The 17,105-nt window shown below is 38.8% G+C and carries 11 protein-coding genes; 4 read left to right on the top strand and 7 right to left on the bottom strand.

All coding sequences use genetic code 11. From position 1 onward, the window contains the following. Positions 1-29: 29 nt before the first annotated feature. The 5 genes from C3K47_RS11040 to C3K47_RS11020 form a co-directional block, all read right to left on the bottom strand. Positions 30-785 carry a DUF4843 domain-containing protein gene (locus tag C3K47_RS11040; protein ID WP_103789201.1) on the bottom strand — a complete coding sequence of 252 codons (756 nt, stop codon included), beginning with the start codon at positions 783-785 and terminating at the stop codon, positions 30-32. Between the two features lie 12 nt (positions 786-797). After that, on the bottom strand, positions 798-2,255 hold the full coding sequence (locus C3K47_RS11035) for a RagB/SusD family nutrient uptake outer membrane protein (RefSeq protein ID WP_103789200.1): 1,458 nt from the start codon (positions 2,253-2,255) through the stop codon (positions 798-800). Positions 2,256-2,267: 12 nt separating this feature from the next. Beyond that, positions 2,268-5,507: a SusC/RagA family TonB-linked outer membrane protein gene (locus tag C3K47_RS11030; protein ID WP_165784678.1), complete on the bottom strand. Its 3,240-nt coding sequence runs from the start codon at positions 5,505-5,507 to the stop codon at positions 2,268-2,270. Positions 5,508-6,198: 691 nt separating this feature from the next. Beyond that, positions 6,199-7,359 carry a FecR family protein gene (locus C3K47_RS11025; RefSeq protein WP_103789198.1) on the bottom strand — a complete coding sequence of 387 codons (1,161 nt, stop codon included), beginning with the start codon at positions 7,357-7,359 and terminating at the stop codon, positions 6,199-6,201. 66 nt (positions 7,360-7,425) lie between these two features. Further along, positions 7,426-7,956, bottom strand: coding sequence for an RNA polymerase sigma factor (locus C3K47_RS11020; protein WP_103789197.1), 531 nt, complete (start codon positions 7,954-7,956; stop codon positions 7,426-7,428). Positions 7,957-8,611: 655 nt separating this feature from the next. On the opposite strand from C3K47_RS11020, the gene C3K47_RS11015 reads away from it, so the two are divergent. The 4 genes from C3K47_RS11015 to C3K47_RS11000 all read left to right on the top strand — a co-directional run bounded on the left by C3K47_RS11015 (position 8,612) and on the right by C3K47_RS11000 (position 11,137). Further along, positions 8,612-9,178: a Crp/Fnr family transcriptional regulator gene (locus C3K47_RS11015; RefSeq protein WP_103789196.1), complete on the top strand. Its 567-nt coding sequence runs from the start codon at positions 8,612-8,614 to the stop codon at positions 9,176-9,178. A 113-nt stretch (positions 9,179-9,291) separates the two neighbouring features. Further along, complete coding sequence (locus tag C3K47_RS11010) at positions 9,292-9,714, top strand: MauE/DoxX family redox-associated membrane protein (RefSeq protein WP_103789195.1); 423 nt, start codon at positions 9,292-9,294, stop codon at positions 9,712-9,714. A gap of 113 nt (positions 9,715-9,827) precedes the next feature. Beyond that, positions 9,828-10,025 carry a DUF6520 family protein gene (locus C3K47_RS11005; protein ID WP_103789194.1) on the top strand — a complete coding sequence of 66 codons (198 nt, stop codon included), beginning with the start codon at positions 9,828-9,830 and terminating at the stop codon, positions 10,023-10,025. A 68-nt stretch (positions 10,026-10,093) separates the two neighbouring features. Continuing rightward, a complete protein-coding gene (locus tag C3K47_RS11000) occupies positions 10,094-11,137 on the top strand; it encodes a hypothetical protein (RefSeq protein ID WP_103789193.1) in 1,044 nt (347 codons plus the stop codon). Between the two features lie 659 nt (positions 11,138-11,796). On the opposite strand, the gene C3K47_RS10995 is transcribed toward C3K47_RS11000, so the two are convergent. Beyond that, a complete protein-coding gene (locus C3K47_RS10995) occupies positions 11,797-13,158 on the bottom strand; it encodes a RagB/SusD family nutrient uptake outer membrane protein (protein WP_103789192.1) in 1,362 nt (453 codons plus the stop codon). A gap of 699 nt (positions 13,159-13,857) precedes the next feature. Next, positions 13,858-17,070: a SusC/RagA family TonB-linked outer membrane protein gene (locus tag C3K47_RS10990; RefSeq protein ID WP_103789191.1), complete on the bottom strand. Its 3,213-nt coding sequence runs from the start codon at positions 17,068-17,070 to the stop codon at positions 13,858-13,860. Positions 17,071-17,105 lie beyond the last annotated feature (35 nt).

Below are 17,105 nucleotides of genomic sequence, written 5' to 3'. Positions count from 1 at the left end.
GTTTTCTTTTATTTAAAACTAAACTCCCATTACTGAGCGTTGTTTCCCATTTTCATTGCCGTACCATCTTCATCTAAAATAATATTACTCGGCACCTTGGCTTTTTGCTCATTCAGGTAGCGTTGTGTAAATCTGCCATAAAACAAGCCTTCTCCTGGTGACATTGTATCCATGTATAGTGGAGTTGTACCGCAAATTTGACAGACCAAAAACAATTTCGTTCTGGTGAAATTACCTAAGAAATTGACATTCCAAGCCTTTGGCTTCAGCAGAGCATCGGTAACCATGAACTTTTTAGTAATACAGCTTACTACCTTTTTTGATGAATTCAAGCGCTGTTTAAATAAGGTATTAAAGTTCTCGTTAGGCACTAAATTAAAGATGATGTTTAACTCCTTATTTAACATATCAGGAGTGCGAATCAATCTTACGGGAATCGTGTCGTTAATGACATTCTTCTTTATGACAAATTTTTTATCTGCTGGAAATTCAAAATGGGTTCCTAAAAGAGCCGTTGAACTTGGGTCGATTTCCAGTTTATACTCCCGATCGTAACTAACCGGAGCACCTACCGTTGATACTACCACCTTTACAACAGAATCGGTATTTATTACCGGGGCAAAAGATACTGCAGTGGAATCCTTCGCAAGCCTGGTGTCTATTGCACCACCTGCTTCAGCAAAATAAATATTATTCTCTCCTTCATAGGTCATTAAACCCTTTTCACAAGAGATCAATGAGCCAACGAACAATAAAGCACTAAGTTGATATAATAATTTCTTCATGATTTAATACGATTAATGAAATTGAGATTCAGATTGTGGAAGTGGAACTACATATTTGCTTGCATCCATTTTAATTGCCGGAGCACCATCAACACCAGATGGGATAGTAGCAGCATTTGTTCTTTTATAATAGAAGAACAACTGACCCTCTCCAAAAAATTCCTTTTGATATTCTTTAAATATTTCATTCTGTAAATTAGGAACTGAGGTAAGGGGATCTAATCCTCTATTGGTTCGTACTGTCATTAAGTAATTCAGCGCCTGATTTTGATCCGGTTCACACTCAGCTGCGATATAGTACATTTCAGAGATCTTTAACAATGGAATAGTGTTTCTAAAACCAAAGGTCTTTCTCGTTATATCAGCATATTTATTAAATGTACGATAGGTTTTAGTAGAGGTAGCAGAAGGCACATCCCAATTCAACTTAAATCTATAATCATTTCCCCCTACCCCTGCACCTGTAGTAGGATCTACCTCAAACACACTTTTCAAAAGTTTATCAGTCGGCGAAAGGATTACGTTATCCTCCAATGATTCTAGAAACAAGATGTTATGTTCGGTATAGAGTGCAGTAGTATATGCACCCAAAATCATCTCTGTACTGAAAATTCGGTCGGGATTTACTTTTTCATTGCTGTTTGCCAGTGTTGTCCAGGGAAATTTTGAAGCGTTATCAATAACAGCCTTAGCCGCTGCCAAAGCAATGGCTTTATCTCCTCTGTATAAATTCACCCTGGCTTGTAAGGCTTTAACCGCAAAATAATTGAAGCGGTAATTTCTATTCATCATAGCATCAGTACTAGTAGTAGTCGACCTTACACCTAGGGTTATTACCGGGTCATTCACTAATAATTTTTCAGCATGATTCAGATCTGCTACAATATTTTTCATTACCTCATTAGCTGGCAGTAAAGGTCTCGCGACATTTTCTAGTTTATCATAATAGGGGATAGAAATTTGTGTCGAATCAGCGGTACTATACCTCGGGCCAAATAAGCGCAGCACGTCAAAATGCAGCATAGCACGCATGGCTATAGCCTCTCCTCTATAAATCGAATCCGTTTTCGCATCTATAATGCCGGGATTAGCCTCCAGGTTTTGTAAAAAGCGATTGATGTTCATAATAGTAGAGTAGGCGTCGCCCCACACATTACTCATTCTACCCGACACTGGACTTTCAGCCCAATTATATTGTGAGGCTGAATAAAAAGTTCCATTTAGGCTGCTGAGGTTATATCGCTGCCCCAACACCTCCACAGTACTTAATGTCAGGTTCTCCCCATATAAGTTAGCGCCGGCCATTTTGACATACAAGCCATTTAAAGCCAGGTTTACCCCTTGTTTATTAGCAAAAACAGTTTCTTCCAACATCTTGTCTTCAGGCTTCACATCCAAAAAATCTGTACAAGAAGCCAAGCCCAATAATGTTGCAACCGATAGTATTAAGTTTATATAATTTCTTTTCATTATTCCTAGATTTTAGAATGAGGCCCTTAAACTGAATGAAACTGAACGGGCAAACGGATAATCTATACCTCTTTCACGTTTAACGGTAGAAATTCTCAAGATATCATTGGTATAAGCAGAAAAATTCAAACCATTCATACCCATGCTCTTAACCCACTTTGCCTTTTCGAAGGTATAACCCACACTGATCGATTCGAACGAAAAAACATTTTCCCGCTGTACAAATCGCGACGACATTTGAGTTGCATCTGTTAATGAAATTCCTTTAAACTGTGCTATATCACCCGGTTTTTGCCAACGTTCATAAAGGGCTCTTTTATCCTGGTTTAAAGAAAGTTGAGCATACGAAATGTTTTCAACTTTATTAAATAAGGCTGTATTGATGATATCTGCCCCTTGACTATATCTCATAGACATGTTAACATTGAAGCCTTTGATTCTGATAGAGTTAGTAATGATACCTTGAATAAGTGGATCTGTATTGCCAATAACCTGGGTAGCTGCATAATTATATTCGAAAGTATAATCCCCGTTTGGCATTAGGAACATTTCACGGCCTGTTGCAGGATCAATACCCAAAGACCTTGCAGCCCAGATAGCCGATGGACTGTTTCCATCCTGGAAGCGCATATAAGTTTTATTTGCCTCTTGAGTAGCATTTAATCTAGACAATGAGTTTCCAAACCCACCGTATGCGCTTGTGGTATGGCTTGCAGTTGCACTGATCGTCCAATTAATTCCGCTCTTAATGTTCTGGATAACATTATAGGCAAGCCTCATCTCAAAACCTTTCGTTGTAAGATTTCCTAAATTTTCCTGGTGACTAGTAAAACCTGTTGAAGAAGCATTGTCAATACTAACAACAATATTGTTTGTGAACTTATTATAAAACTGAAAATAGCCACTCAACTTTTTATTGAACAAACTGAAATTAATACTGTTACTCAGCTGAAGGGTCTTTTGTGCTTTAATGTCAGGGTTTGCAACCGAAGTTAAAAATAATGCCTGTCCAAATTTGTTATAGCTTGAGGTATATGTATAAACAGAGGATGAAGCTACACTTCCAAAGTTTTGATTACCCGTAACTCCAATATTTGAACTGAATTTTAAATTATCTATCCAGGAAATACCTTGCATGAACTTTTCACCGGAAAGATTCCATCCAATACCAGTTGAATAATAAGGCGCCATCCTATTGTTGGTACCATAGGAGGTTGAACCATCTAAACGATAGGATGCATCAAAAAGATATCGTCTATCATAAGAATAGTTAGCAGATACCAATGCGTTAGCTGTTCGATATACCGTTTGTGAGGCTGATGGTTTACCTATACCTGAAGCTACACCATCATAGCTAAAAGCAAATCGAGGGTTTCCGTTAGATCCAACTGGGAAACCAACATAAGTGTTACCCAAAGAGCTGTTAAAACGGTGAGAAAATTCAGAACGGGCATTGGCAGTAATAGAATGCTTACCTAAAACTTTTCCAAAACTTAATAATGCATTCCCTGTATATGAAAGGCCTTCTGATTTACCATCTGTATACTTTCCTTTGAGAGTAAAATCAGTATTTTCATATATTGTATTGTCAGGAGAGGTAAATACAGTAGTAGAACCCTCGCTTTTAGCAATTTGAAAACCTCCGTCTAAGCGTAATTCCGGCAATAATTCAATCTTAACATTCGTACTGTTTGTAAGATCTAAACCTGTGCCTGTATTAAATGAGCCTACCGTAGCATTATATATAGGATTTGGAACGTTCAGTGGAAGAATGAAAGTCGAATTTAAAGCAGGGGCTCTGGTTTGCTCAAGCCATTTGGCGTCCGGATCCTTTTTATAATAAGGATTTTGATTTGCCCAGGTCCCGAAACTACCGTAAGGTGAAGCAGCTTGAGAAGTACCGCTTACTGAAAAGTTATTGGTAATAGATAACTTTGACTTGCGATAAGCTAAATTCATATTTCCGCCCCAGCCATTACGATTCGATCCTTTCATTACACCGTCTTGCTGTCTGTAATTAAAACCAACACCATATTGAAGATTTTGATCGCCACCGCTCACTGAAACTGAATTATTTTTAGTATACCCAATACGAACAGGTTCGTTTAACCAATACGTATTTACCCCTTGCTGAACCGCGGTAAGGTGGGTACTGTACGATTGATCCAAACCAATCTGATCTTCAGGAACGCCAGGATTAGCTGTATATCTTCCTGAAAGCTTTTCGAACTCAAGTTTTTCAGTTGAATTCATTAAATTATAGACGGTCAAATCAGGTGCTTCTACCTTAAAGTCATTGTTATAGGAAAATCGGAGTTTACCTTCTTTAGGTTTTATTGTTTCAACCACCACAACACCATTGGACGCTTTTGATCCATATAAAGCCGTAGAAGCCGCATCTTTAAGGATTACAACAGATTGTATACGGTTCATATCCAAATCAATAATGGTTTGAAGTTTGGTTTCAAAACCATCTAAAATGAATAATGGCTGATTGGGATCAGTGCCATATTGATCTTGTAAAGTCAAGCCTGCTGCCCCGGTTTTACCGCGAATTTCAATTACCGGTGTGCTGTTCGGATCCGATCCTTTTAAATTATTTTCAACAACGATAAAAGCAGGATCTAATGCTTTTAAGCTTTGAATTATATTACTGTTCCCGATGGCCTTTAATTGTTCACCGGTATAAGTAGCTGTAGCACCCGTAAACGTTTTTGCATCACGGTTAATACCCATACCGGTATAAACTACTTCTTTGAGGTTAAGTTCAGTAGGTTCAAGCTTTACCTTCATTTTAGCTTTCGCCGTTAACTGTAAGCTGCGATAACCAATAAATGAAAAAGTAAGGATCGCATTTTCTTTTACATTCTTTAAGGTAAACTGACCATCTCCGTCGGTTTGAGTTGCAAGGTTAGTACCTACAACTACCACATTAACTCCCGCTAGTGGCGCTCCTTTTTCGTCAATTACCTTACCGGTAATATCGCTATTAACTACTTGTTGTGATGATGTAGTCGATGAAGCCGAGGGCGCGCTTGCAGCTTTTATGAGGATGTATTTATCACTCACCTCATATTGAAGGTTCTTTCCCGCCAAAATTGCTTCCATCGCCTTCTCAATTTCCAGCTGCTGAAAGTTAACAGAAATCTTCTCTTTATCATTCAGCACTTTATTGCTGTAAAAAGGAATCAACCCTGTTTGCCTTTTAACTTCGGTGAGAACTCTGCCAATGCTTATATTATTTGCTTTCAATGTTACCTGCGCTTTAGGTTGAAAAGCGAAGGATGGCAAAGAATTACAAATAAAAAGCAACAAAGTTAGCCACACAATGAGTTGCCGACTCCGCGGTAATGTTTTCTTTAATTGTAAATTTTCTCCATTCATAATCGGTTACTTGGGTTAAATTTTGCTCATTTACGTATTAAGACAATAAAATTTGGCAATCGGGTGACAACATTTTTTTTTATTTGTACTTTTTTTATTCAATACAAAATCTGTCGGTTAATGAGCATTGGTATTGATAAGTATGACGAGATCTTCTGATTATGTCAGTTAATAGATTTGGTTTATTTAAGTCATTAATACACAATAAATAAGCACTTTTTTTGTGATTAATAATGGATAATTCGTTGCTACAACATCACTACAGTGCGCCTGTTGCATCCAGGCTTAGTGCTACTTTCTTGCTACAAAAAGGTCGATTTGTATTAGAAGTATTATAAATAGTATTGAGAGAAGTTTGGAATAGATTTTTATGGTTAATAACTGCTTGTAAACCATTGTAATAACAAAGGCCCTGCTGTTGAGTGAGGGCCTTTGTTATTATGATTATTATATGAAGAAAATCTTACATCCTTCCATTGTGGTAATTCCGTTTATAAAAAACCATTTGTATAAGTCGGGCGAAAGGAATAGTTGTTTTACTTTAAGAAAGCAGGCTTTTCTATTTATGGAGCATAATAATGTTGTTCTCTGTTACTTTGTACTTTAATTGAGAGGTGGCGGATAAATTCTGCAAAAACTGCTCAAGCGGTTTACCTTTTTCAATAGCGCCTGAAATACTAATGTCAGCACCCGATTCAGCCATAATTTTTACATCATACCAGCGTTGGACAATTTCATTAATCTCACTCAGATCCGCATTGTTGAAGAAGTATATTCCTTGCATCCATGAAAGCACTTGTTGTTCATCAAATGTACTTTGTGAGAATCCGCTAGCAGGAGAATAAGTGGCCATAAATCCTGGTTTCAGTAATGATTCGTCGCCCTTTGAATTTAATTTAACTGAGCCTTCCACCAATGCAACCTTTATGGCACTACTAGCATAACTATTTACGTTGAAAGAAGTTCCCAGCACCTGAACATCCAATGATTCACTCACTTTAACAATAAATGGTTTCTTCGGGTTCTTCGCTACTTTAAAAAAGGCCTCACCTTTTAAGTAAACCACCCGTTGATCTGCGCTAAACTCCAAAGGGAATTTTAATTCCGAATCAGAATTAAGCCAAACCTCAGTACCATCAGATAATTTGATTTTATAATCTTTAGTTCGTGGAACCACCAGGGTGTTATAACTCAATGCCTCTTTCTGATCCTTTAGCTCATATTGCAGTGTCCCTTGCTCATTGTGCAAAACAGCCATATTTGTGTTTACCGTTTTGCTTTTAGCAGTACGATCTAAAGCAATTGATTCTCCGGATGCTAAAAAGAGTTTTACTTTTTCATTTTTATAAGTGAGTTGGGGTTGTTGTTTATTTGAAAAATAGTTTTTTGCGACAAAAATAGAAACCATGACTAAGGGCAATAAGATGGAGGCCGCCACCAGCCATTTTTTAAATGGGATTATTTTAGGGGCTGAAGCTGGTTTTACAGGTTCCTTTATTTTTTGACTTATGTTGTCCCAAGCAGAGCTTTGGTCAATACGATGCAAAAACAAACTTGCCTTAGCTGTCTGATACGATTCTTTATAACTCGCATACAGTTCTGCAATGGGCTTATCCTCACTTATTAATTGCATCAATAGTTCTTCATCCTGGGTAGAAATATTTCCACTCAAGTGATCGAGGAATAATTGTTCAATATGTTCGTCCGGTAGGTTATGCATTATGCATCTTTTAGTATTAGATTGACAATTTAAACGTAAAAATGGGTGACAGAAGATTGTAAATTATTATTTAAATTCTACCATTTGTTCGCGCATTTTCAAAAAAGCTCTTTTGAGCTGAGTTTTTACGGTGTTTATGCTGATCCCCATTTCATCGGCAGCTTCCTGATATTTTTTGTTATCAAGTGCAACCGATGTAAACACTGCTCTGCACTGCTCCGGCAAGGTATTTAGCGCTTTATCCATCTGATATTGAAGTTCTTTATTTTCTAATAGTTTTTCAGCAGATTCATCAACAACTATGTAGGCTTCTTCCAATTCACCTTCTTTGAAAAGTTTTCTTTGCTTAATTCGATTTAAGCAAGTATTTCTGATGGCTGATTTCAGGTATGATTTTAAGGAGGTGTTAATTTGAAGATATTGCTTTTCTTGCCACAGTTTAACAAAAAACGCTTGCACAATATCTTGCGCCTCCCCCTCGTCATTTAACATGAGGAAAGCTTGTAAACAAAGGGGTTTATAGTAATTATCAAATAAACTTTTAAAACCTTTTGCCTCATCCGCAAACAACTGTTCTAGTATAAAGCTATCATCCATGCAATTTTGAAAAAGCTCAATTTCTTGGTTTATGTTCTGAAAAATGGTTGTTATACCTGTTAAAGCATACCATTAATGAAAAACCCCTTATAGGGGTTAATATAATACGTTTTATTAAATTGATAGAGATCGATACAAGTCTGTCAGTGAACTACTTCAGCTAACTGCGGTAAACCTCTTTGTTCAACACAAATATGTAGGATTTATAATTAACAACAAATTCTTTTTCGCCTCATTTAACCTAACATTAAATATGGGATAATGGTTTTCATTCATTATTAACTTATCAATATGGTTTATGCCGGCCTTGAATGGGTCCAGTTAAATCGGGATATCTTGACTTTTTTGGGTTTTGTCAAGAAAAAGCATCTGTGAATAAAGTATCTAAACTAGGCCAGTCTATCCCGATTTATCAGGAGCTATGAGGCCGGCCATAAAAACACAACCTAGATATCAAAAAATTAAGACCAATAAATCACTTCTGATTAAACGTCAAATTTAATTTTAAAACTGGTATAAAAACGCCCATACAAAACCCAATTGTACACTAGTTAACTATTTGATAAATATCAAAAAATGATTAAGAAATTGTTAAGAATAATTTAATGCCTTAGTTTGGTCGCCTGTCTATCTAAAAATTTTATTTATAGTTGCCATGGAAGCATTAATTAAAGCGTTAGCTGCATTAACCACAGTTTCTTCTGATTATGAAAAACAACTTAGAAATGTGATTCGAAAAGAGTATTATTTAAAAAATCAGATTTTAATTAGGGAAGGTCAGAAAATCGAAAAAGTCTACTTTATTGAAGAAGGATTTGCTGTCAATTATTATTTCAAAGAAGGTCAAAAATTCACTAGTAGATTTTGGCAAAAAGGCGACTTTCTATTTACCGCCTCTGATTTTATGAATGTAGCTAGAAGCACCGAATACATTGAAATGGGAGAAAATAGCACTCTCTACTCATTGGATTATGAAGATTTGAATGAAATTAACGAATTATTCGAAGCTGCTAAAGAAGTTGAAAGAAGGTTAGTTGCAATGCGCTATGAGTTTTATGAAGAAAGGATCCGCGATTTTCAAACGCTAAAAGGAGAAGAGCGTTATAAAAAACTAGAAGCCCAATTTCCCGATGTTATCCGCAAATCTGCATTACAAAACATATCCTCCTATTTAGGCATTACCAAGGAAACATTAAGTAGATACAGGGCTAAAAAGCATTAGCTTTTTTGTTATTCGATACTTTATTTATTGATAATTAGCATTTTATTTATTGACAAAAGTATAAATGCCCCAACAACCCAGTCTGTTAACTTTAAATCGTTAATTATCAAGCGATGAAAAAGCAACTAACCATCGAAATTATCAAAGCATTCCTGATTGTTCTGTTTCTCTATGCAGCAATTAGTAAACTGGTCGAGATTCATGATTTCCAACAAGAGCTCAGTAAATCGCCAATGCTACACGCAGTTGCCAAACTGTTAGCCATTGGAGTCCCAAGTATTGAGCTTTTTATCTGTTCATTATTGCTTTATTCAAAAACCTCACATACCGGATTTATTCTATCGCTTTTCCTCCTAACTTCATTTACTGCCTACTTAATTATTACGATTAATTACAGCACTTATGTGCCTTGCAGTTGCGGGGGCGTAATCTCTCAACTATCATGGAATCAACACATTCTTTTAAACTTCTTCTTCATCCTCCTATCCATTACAGGTATCCTCCTCTCCGCTTCCTTAAGAAAAAGTTTAGTTTGAAAAATCAAAAATATTGGCCAATCAGGGAAAAGCTGAAAACCTGTGAAAAGAGTAAGCATAAATTTTCATTAAGAGTTTTTATTGCTTTTTAAGAGTATAAAAGCATCAATAGCATGAAAAATTTAAAGATCACACTTGCCGGAGCGGCAATGGTAGTTGGCATTGGTTCCGCATTTGCAACCAGCGGAAAAGCATTGTTAGACCAATGTCCAAACAATGTAAAACCGGCAAATTGTAATGGCGGTGCCGTTGAATGTTGTTACATCACCACACCTCAGGGAACTCAAACCGTCTTCAGAGTTCAACCTTAATTGGAGTTGGTACAGGAGCTTGGAGTGAGAGGCTCCTGTACTTTTATTATTATCTAATTGCTAAACCCATGAAACACAATACAACCCTGTCAATTCTCCTGACAATAGTTACAGCCATTAGTTCAATTTTTATTTTGTACCAGTTAACTAACAAAAACGAAAAAAATAATGGTTTCAACAGAGTGTTCCTACATATAAAACTGAAAGAAGAAAAGGAAATTCAATTTAGTGATCTATATGATCAATTAGTAGGCTCCTATAACAATAAGCTATACTTCAAAACAAACGAACCCGGTACTTTTCTCATAACCGATAGTTTACTTGACAATCCTGATACGTTAACCATCAAACTCCCCCAATTAAATAACCTTGCTCCCGCCTATTGGACATACATCAAAAACAACCAAATCCATATTCTTGGCGGAAACGTTCCAGGCCTAATTACCTATAACCTTTTATCAAACCAGGTTTCTTTCAAAAGCCTTCCCTTCTATTTTACCAAAGGAATTGTTATATCCAATCAAACGGGTATCCTAAAAACAACTGATCCTAAGAGTAAACGCCAGGTGATGAAAAAGTATAACTTCATATCAGGTAAAAACGAAGCAGAAAATAAATCCTTATTTGCATCAATCGATGATGGAGGTTTTTCAAATGATGGAAGAATTATATCAGATGAACAGTTAAACCTTTATTACATCCACTATTATAAAAATGGGGTACAAAAACTTGATAACAACTTAAACACCATGGCCAGCTTTCATACCATCGATACCTGTACTACTTCACAAATAAAATTCACAAAAAAGACCGATGGCAACAAAACCGTATACAACCTAAGCGCCCCTCCGACCTATGTAAACGCAACAGCAACCATTTATAAAGACCGATTATATGTTCACTCTCTCTTAAAATCCGATAATGAAAACAAAGCAACCTTCCTCCAAAATTCAACCATCGATATGTACAACAAAACAACCGGAGCCTACCAAGGCAGCTTCCACATACCCAACAAAAACGGAAAACGATTAATCTCCTTCTACATCCACCAAAACAAAATCATCACCCTCTACCCCAACACAATAGTCCTCTATACAATCATAAAACCTTAGCGATGCCACATAACTCTAAAGCCTACCTTGCCTAACCGTGAAAGGAAAAAACTTTTATACTAGAAAATCTTTACCTATCCATTAAGATTATTAGAACAACTAACACATCGCATTCAAAAAAAGCACCATCATTCAATATTCACATAAGGAACCTTGGCCAATTCAGGCCAGTGCTGTATGGCCTAGAGGGGAATTGGACGCAGTTCCGTTGTGAATATTCGGTTTGCCTGACCGCGGAAGGCAACAACATTCATATTCATATATCTTTACTTTCTATGAAAAAAAGGATCTAGGCGTTCGAGAGTCTATCCCGATCTATCGGGAGCTATGAGGCCTACCATCATAACCTACTTTGCTATACCATTCATTTAAGCAAAACCATTCAATATTCCCGTAAGAAACCTTGGACAATTCTGGTCAAACACTTGTGCGCTGGGAAGACAAAACGGCGGGCCACGCGTAGGCCTTGCGGGAGGAAGCTTCGTTTTGTCTTGACTTTTTGGGTACTTTTTTGTCAAGAAAAAAGTACCTAAGCCCTCGGCCGGCTATGAGGCCGACCATCCGAACGATCAAGCACTTCCTCTTCATCAAACAAAACTCAAAAAAGCCGAACATCCCTGTTCGGCTCCTAAATCAAAACTTAAAAAATAAAAGAAAGATCATCTTTCATTCTGCTTCATTCCAGAAGCAGCAATCACATCCTCAGGAATAGGATAAATATACCTGGCACTATTCGGCAGCAACTCATAAAACTCACCCTTATAGTACCTTTTTAACGTATTAGCATATGCAGCATCCAGGTTCAAACGCCTTAAATCCGTCCAGCGCAAGCCACGGAAGATTAGTTCCTTCCTACGCTCCTGTAATACCAACTCCAAAGCTTCTTCTGCAGAATTAGATGTAAAAGGAACAAAACTGCTAGACTTGAACCGTTTCCTCATTAATGTATTCAAATCATTCATTGATTCTGTAACTCTGCCCAATCGAGCATGGCATTCAGCATGAATCAAAAACAATTCATCATTAGCAATACCTGCAAACAAATACTGAGGACTGTAACTTCCAATATACCTATAACTACCATTGGTATTTTGTGAAAAGAAAGCCTTAAAGCGCAAATCATTTGCTGAATAACTTTTTACCAGGTTACTATCCACCATAAAATAATCAGGGTAAAGAATATCACTATATGAAAGCTCACTGTAAAACACCATTTCCTCATTATAAGGTAAAAAAGGATTGTAACCAATAAAATCCAGCTGATTATAATCCAAGAGCGTTTGGTCAAGCTGCAAGGCAGCATCAGCATAAGTAAAGGCATTGCTATAATCCTGCATAGAAAGGTAAACCCGCGCAAGCAGCCCATTTGCAGCAGCTTTTGTAGGTCGGGTTTTATAAGTCTGGGTCAAAGGCAAAAGATCAATCGCACTTTTAAGGTCAGCGATAATCTGTTCATAAGTTTCCTTAACACTTGCCCTTGTTGACACCTCATTAATATCCGCTTTTAGTCGCAGGGGAATACCAGGGTCAGTGGCTGCAGAACTTTGTTTGTACACCGGAGCAAAAGCCTGGGCAACATCATAAAAAGTAAGAGCGCGAAAGAAAAGAGCACTACCCTTAACATTCTCAAACAACAAGGTATTCTTTTCATCTACAGCAATCTTACCTAACCCATCAAGCACCGTATTACAATAAAGAACCCGTTGATAGGCAAAGTTCCAGTCATATTCCGTTTGCCCCTCATAAATCTCTTTGGCCCATAGATAAGCATTACGATTACGAGCTAAGGCAAACTGCAGCGTCTGGTCACTTAGATAGTAATTATCAGCCCCCGTTTCACCCAGTGAAATAAAATTCGCATTCATCACCGGACTCGAATAATCCAGCAACTTTTGAAAATCCTCCAACGAACTCGGCACCACCAATGATTTATCCGACTTCTCATCTAGCCATTCCTTTTCACACCCCACCAATCCCAAAACAAGAAATATAATAACAGCAATTATGATTTTAGTTTTCATGTCTTCTATTCATTTTCATTATTTAATAACACTTATACCCCAGCTCCATCAATCACATAAAAGCACTTGCGCGTCGGCCAGACAAAACGGCGGGCCATGCGCAGGCCTTGTGGGCGGCAGCTTCGTTTTGTCTTGATTCTTTGGATACTTTCTCATCAAGGAGAAAGTATCTAGGCGTTCGGCCGGCTATGAGGTCGACCATCAGAACCTACTTTGCCATACCATTCATTTAAGTAAACCAATTCAGTGTCCACGTTAGGAATCTCAGCCTATCCACTTCCACCCTGAACCCAGGTCAGACAAAACGAAGGACCTTTAGGGCAGAACATCATTCGTCTTCATTCAATGTTCTCGAAAGGCGTCTCATCAGGTTCAGGCCTGTGTGGCATGGTTGCAGGCGAAGCCTATGCAACGCCGTCGTGAACATTCGGTCCGCCCGACCGCGGGAGGGCAAAAAGATTCATACTAAGCAGTCCTTTCACCTTAGCAACTAACCATCCTTTGATAACAATTAGCCCTTACGCCAAAACACCCTCATTCAATATTCGCATAAGGAACCTTGGCCAGTTCGGCCTTGTGCGTTAAGGCCTGCAGGCAAACTGGACGCAGTTCCGTTGCGAATATTCGGTCCGCCCGACCGCGGAGGGCAAAACGCTCATATGAACAATTACTATTGTCTAGGAGAAGATATCTAGGGAGCTAAAAACCAACTTTCACCCCAAAAGCAACACTCCTTGCCTGCGGTAAATACAAAGCCCCACCATTCGGCACCGCATCCGGATCAATCCCCTGATCATTAGCCCTCCATAAAATCCCAACATTATTCATATACACATACAGTTGCAGCTGTTGAAACGGCAAACCCGGCACCCGCTTCCTATCAAGCGTATAACTCAGGTTAATATCCTGCAAACGTATATGAGACCCATTTTCCACTAAAGCCTCCGATTTCAGGTAAAAGTCATCGCGACTTGCATTTAAAACCCCAGAAACCGAAGGCACTGAAGTCCGTTGCTCATCACCCGCTTGCTGCCAGCGCAAAGCATAATCACTATGACCACTCCAGGTAGCGGCTAATTGAGAATAAGAAATTGAATTGCGGCGGAAGAAATAACCAAGCTTGTAGCCAATATTAAAGGAAAGTTGAAATTGCTTATAACCAAATGTATTGCGTAATGCGCCTTGATAGGTAGGTCTTGCGGGGCCGTTATAAATAAGCTCTTCAGGCTTGGTATTTAAAATAGAAGCATAGTCAGTGCTTTTTTCACCATTCACATATCCCATAGGGTCGCCCGATTGAGTATCCAAACCAGCAAACCGGTAACTATACACACTATACACAGGTCTTCCCTGCATCGGAAAAATAGCAATGCCAGTGGAAAGAGCCGTATAGTTATAGGCAAGGTCTTCTTTGGTATAATGGGTGATCTTATCAGTAACATAGCTAAACAGCAGGGCAGCGTTCCATGTAAAAGCCTTATCCATAATACGGCTATTCAAATTCAGGTCAACGCCACTCCCACGCATCGATGCAAGGTTACCACGATAGTTCATCACCCCACTAGTCGGATCAGGATTCATATTACCTATCAGGTCTTTCCCCTGCTTCAGGTAATATTCAATCGAGCCATAGAGAACTCTATTCTTGGTCTCAAAGTCAAGTCCGAAATTGGTGATACCGATTTTCTCCCAGCGTAGCTCAGGGTTCGGCGGATTTATAATCTCCAGCGCCTGCATATATTTCAGCCAGTCATAAGTATAACGGGCAGTGGTATAAGCCGTAACCGTTTTATCAATATTGCCATTGTAGCCATAGGTGGCGCGAAGCTTCAGTTGCGGCAGCCAGTCAGGTTTGTAAAAAGGCTCTTTACTAATGTTCCAGCTCAATCCCGCCGACCATAATGGCACCGAACGCTGATTGGTAGACACTCCAAAGAAATTGCTCTGATCAATCCTTCCGCTGGCACTTAAAGTATAACGTTCTTTAAAAGTGTAGGAACCATTGGCATAAAAGGAACGAAAACGGTCCGTTTTAGAAGATTGGCCACTCATAGATGGGATAAAATTATAGTAACCGCTAGGCGTAACTCGAAAAGCCGAAGTATAATCCACCTGCTGTGTTTGCAGCGTTTCAGAATCATAACCATACACCCTGCTTTGTCTGGCTGTAACATCCAATTGCTTCACTTCCACTCCACCGATGAGAGACAGTAAATGCTGTTGGTTCCAGTCCTTAAGAAAATTCAGTTGCCCCCTTAAGTTCTGGGAATTTAAAGTGGAAGAACCCTGATCCAAAATCCCCCCTACAGGTATATGATGAACTAATGAAGCACCCGTACCTTCAGAAAACTGGTTAATCAAATCACGACTATAATAAGCACCCTCCGACTGCAAATTGGTCGAATTCGTAAAGGCACGCTCGTATTGGTATTTCAGTTCAGCATTGAAGTTTGAATTGAAAGAATACTTAACCCCGGCATTACTACGCAAATCATACTGGTCCGATTGGTTATTAGAAAGTTGTAGTTCCTCCAGCGGACGGTAGTTCCAGTCCAGGTAGCCATTTTCAATAGCACTGTTTACAAAACTTACATCATAACTTTTCGCAATCGCTAAGGCATTACCATTGCCATCAGCAAGTAAAGCATAAGGATAAAACTTCTTCCCACTATAGGCCGATGAAGAAGACATTAAACTGATACCCGGATTATTTAAACTCGCATTACTTTGGTTATAGTTAATATCAGCCTGCAACTCCAACTGCTTAAGAGGGTTAAATACCATCGAAGAGTTCAGCGTCACACGCTTATAATTATTGCGGGTTTCGTTCTCCTGGTTATGATCATATCCACCCGAAAAATAATAGCGAATAGAATTGCTCCCACCTTTTAAGTTCAGCGCATACTGTTGCTTAATACTGTTTTGAAAGAAATAGCGGTTCATATCATCCTGCACCTTTTGCCCCTTTAAAGCCTCAAACTGACTGTTCGCTTCAGCCCCACTGATCAGACCATCCCGCTGCTTAATCATCAGTTCCACCGAAGGAGAAAGCGCCGGATGTGAAGGCGACTGCTCAATAGAGGTATAATAACCCTTATTAAAAAGATGCTGTTCAAAATCAATAAAATCACTTGACGAGATCAAAGGCAAATAACCCAAATCCGGCTTTTGTCCAATCGAAAGATTTGATGTAAAGCCAATACTCAATAGTTCATCTGCTCTCCCCTTTTTGGTGGTAATTACAATTACGCCATTCCCAGCCCGGGTGCCCCAAATCGAAGCAGCCGCAGCATCTTTAAGCACAGTAACACTCAGCACATCATTAGGGTTAATATTATTCAAATCACCGTCATACGGAAAGTTGTCCACCACAATCAGTGGCTGAGAATTACCCATGATGGTACTCTGCCCACGGATACTGATAGTCGGAGCCCCAAATGAAGAACGGTTCACCGTTAATCCCGGCACAGCATACTCAAGTTTGCTAAACACATCCGTAGCCACCACACGATTCAGCAACTCGTTATCCACTTTAGAAAACGATCCCGTTGTCCGCTCTTGCGGTAACGATTGGTATCCAGTCGAAACCACCACCTCCTTCAGCAACGAAGAATTCTCCTTAAGCACGATCCTAAGATCAGTTGAAGGTACCCTGATAGAAACCTCTCTTTGCTGATAACCGATAAAAGACACCAATAGGGTAGCACTATTGCCAGTTACATTTAACGAAAAAACACCATCCCCATCTGTCGAAGTTCCATCCGAACTCCCCTTCAGCTGCACACTCGCCCCAGCCAAAGGCAAAAAATCACCATCAGCAACCACCCTCCCCTTAACAAGATAAGATTTCGTCTGCGCCCTCCCCGGCAACGAAACACAAAAAACCATCAACAGTGTTAATAGATACTTCATAGTTTTATAGATTTAGTTATTTAATAATTCACACT

Source organism: Solitalea longa (genome assembly GCF_002920915.1).
Classification (GTDB): Bacteria; Bacteroidota; Bacteroidia; order Sphingobacteriales; family Sphingobacteriaceae; genus Solitalea; species Solitalea longa.
The sequence above is the reverse complement of the archived record's forward strand: the minus strand, read 5'-3'. Positions and strand labels throughout refer to the sequence as shown.

Excerpts from the sequence above, each read along its gene's own strand:
- C3K47_RS11040 (WP_103789201.1), bottom strand. The coding sequence starts at position 785 with ATGAAGAAATTATTATATCAACTTAGTGCTTTATTGTTCGTTGGCTCA.
- C3K47_RS11035 (WP_103789200.1), bottom strand. The coding sequence starts at position 2,255 with ATGAAAAGAAATTATATAAACTTAATACTATCGGTTGCAACATTATTG.
- C3K47_RS11025 (WP_103789198.1), bottom strand. The coding sequence starts at position 7,359 with ATGCATAACCTACCGGACGAACATATTGAACAATTATTCCTCGATCAC.
- C3K47_RS11020 (WP_103789197.1), bottom strand. The coding sequence starts at position 7,956 with ATGGATGATAGCTTTATACTAGAACAGTTGTTTGCGGATGAGGCAAAA.
- C3K47_RS11015 (WP_103789196.1), top strand. The coding sequence starts at position 8,612 with ATGGAAGCATTAATTAAAGCGTTAGCTGCATTAACCACAGTTTCTTCT.
- C3K47_RS11010 (WP_103789195.1), top strand. The coding sequence starts at position 9,292 with ATGAAAAAGCAACTAACCATCGAAATTATCAAAGCATTCCTGATTGTT.
- C3K47_RS11005 (WP_103789194.1), top strand. The coding sequence starts at position 9,828 with ATGAAAAATTTAAAGATCACACTTGCCGGAGCGGCAATGGTAGTTGGC.
- C3K47_RS11000 (WP_103789193.1), top strand. The coding sequence starts at position 10,094 with ATGAAACACAATACAACCCTGTCAATTCTCCTGACAATAGTTACAGCC.
- C3K47_RS10995 (WP_103789192.1), bottom strand. The coding sequence starts at position 13,158 with ATGAAAACTAAAATCATAATTGCTGTTATTATATTTCTTGTTTTGGGA.
- C3K47_RS10990 (WP_103789191.1), bottom strand. The coding sequence starts at position 17,070 with ATGAAGTATCTATTAACACTGTTGATGGTTTTTTGTGTTTCGTTGCCG.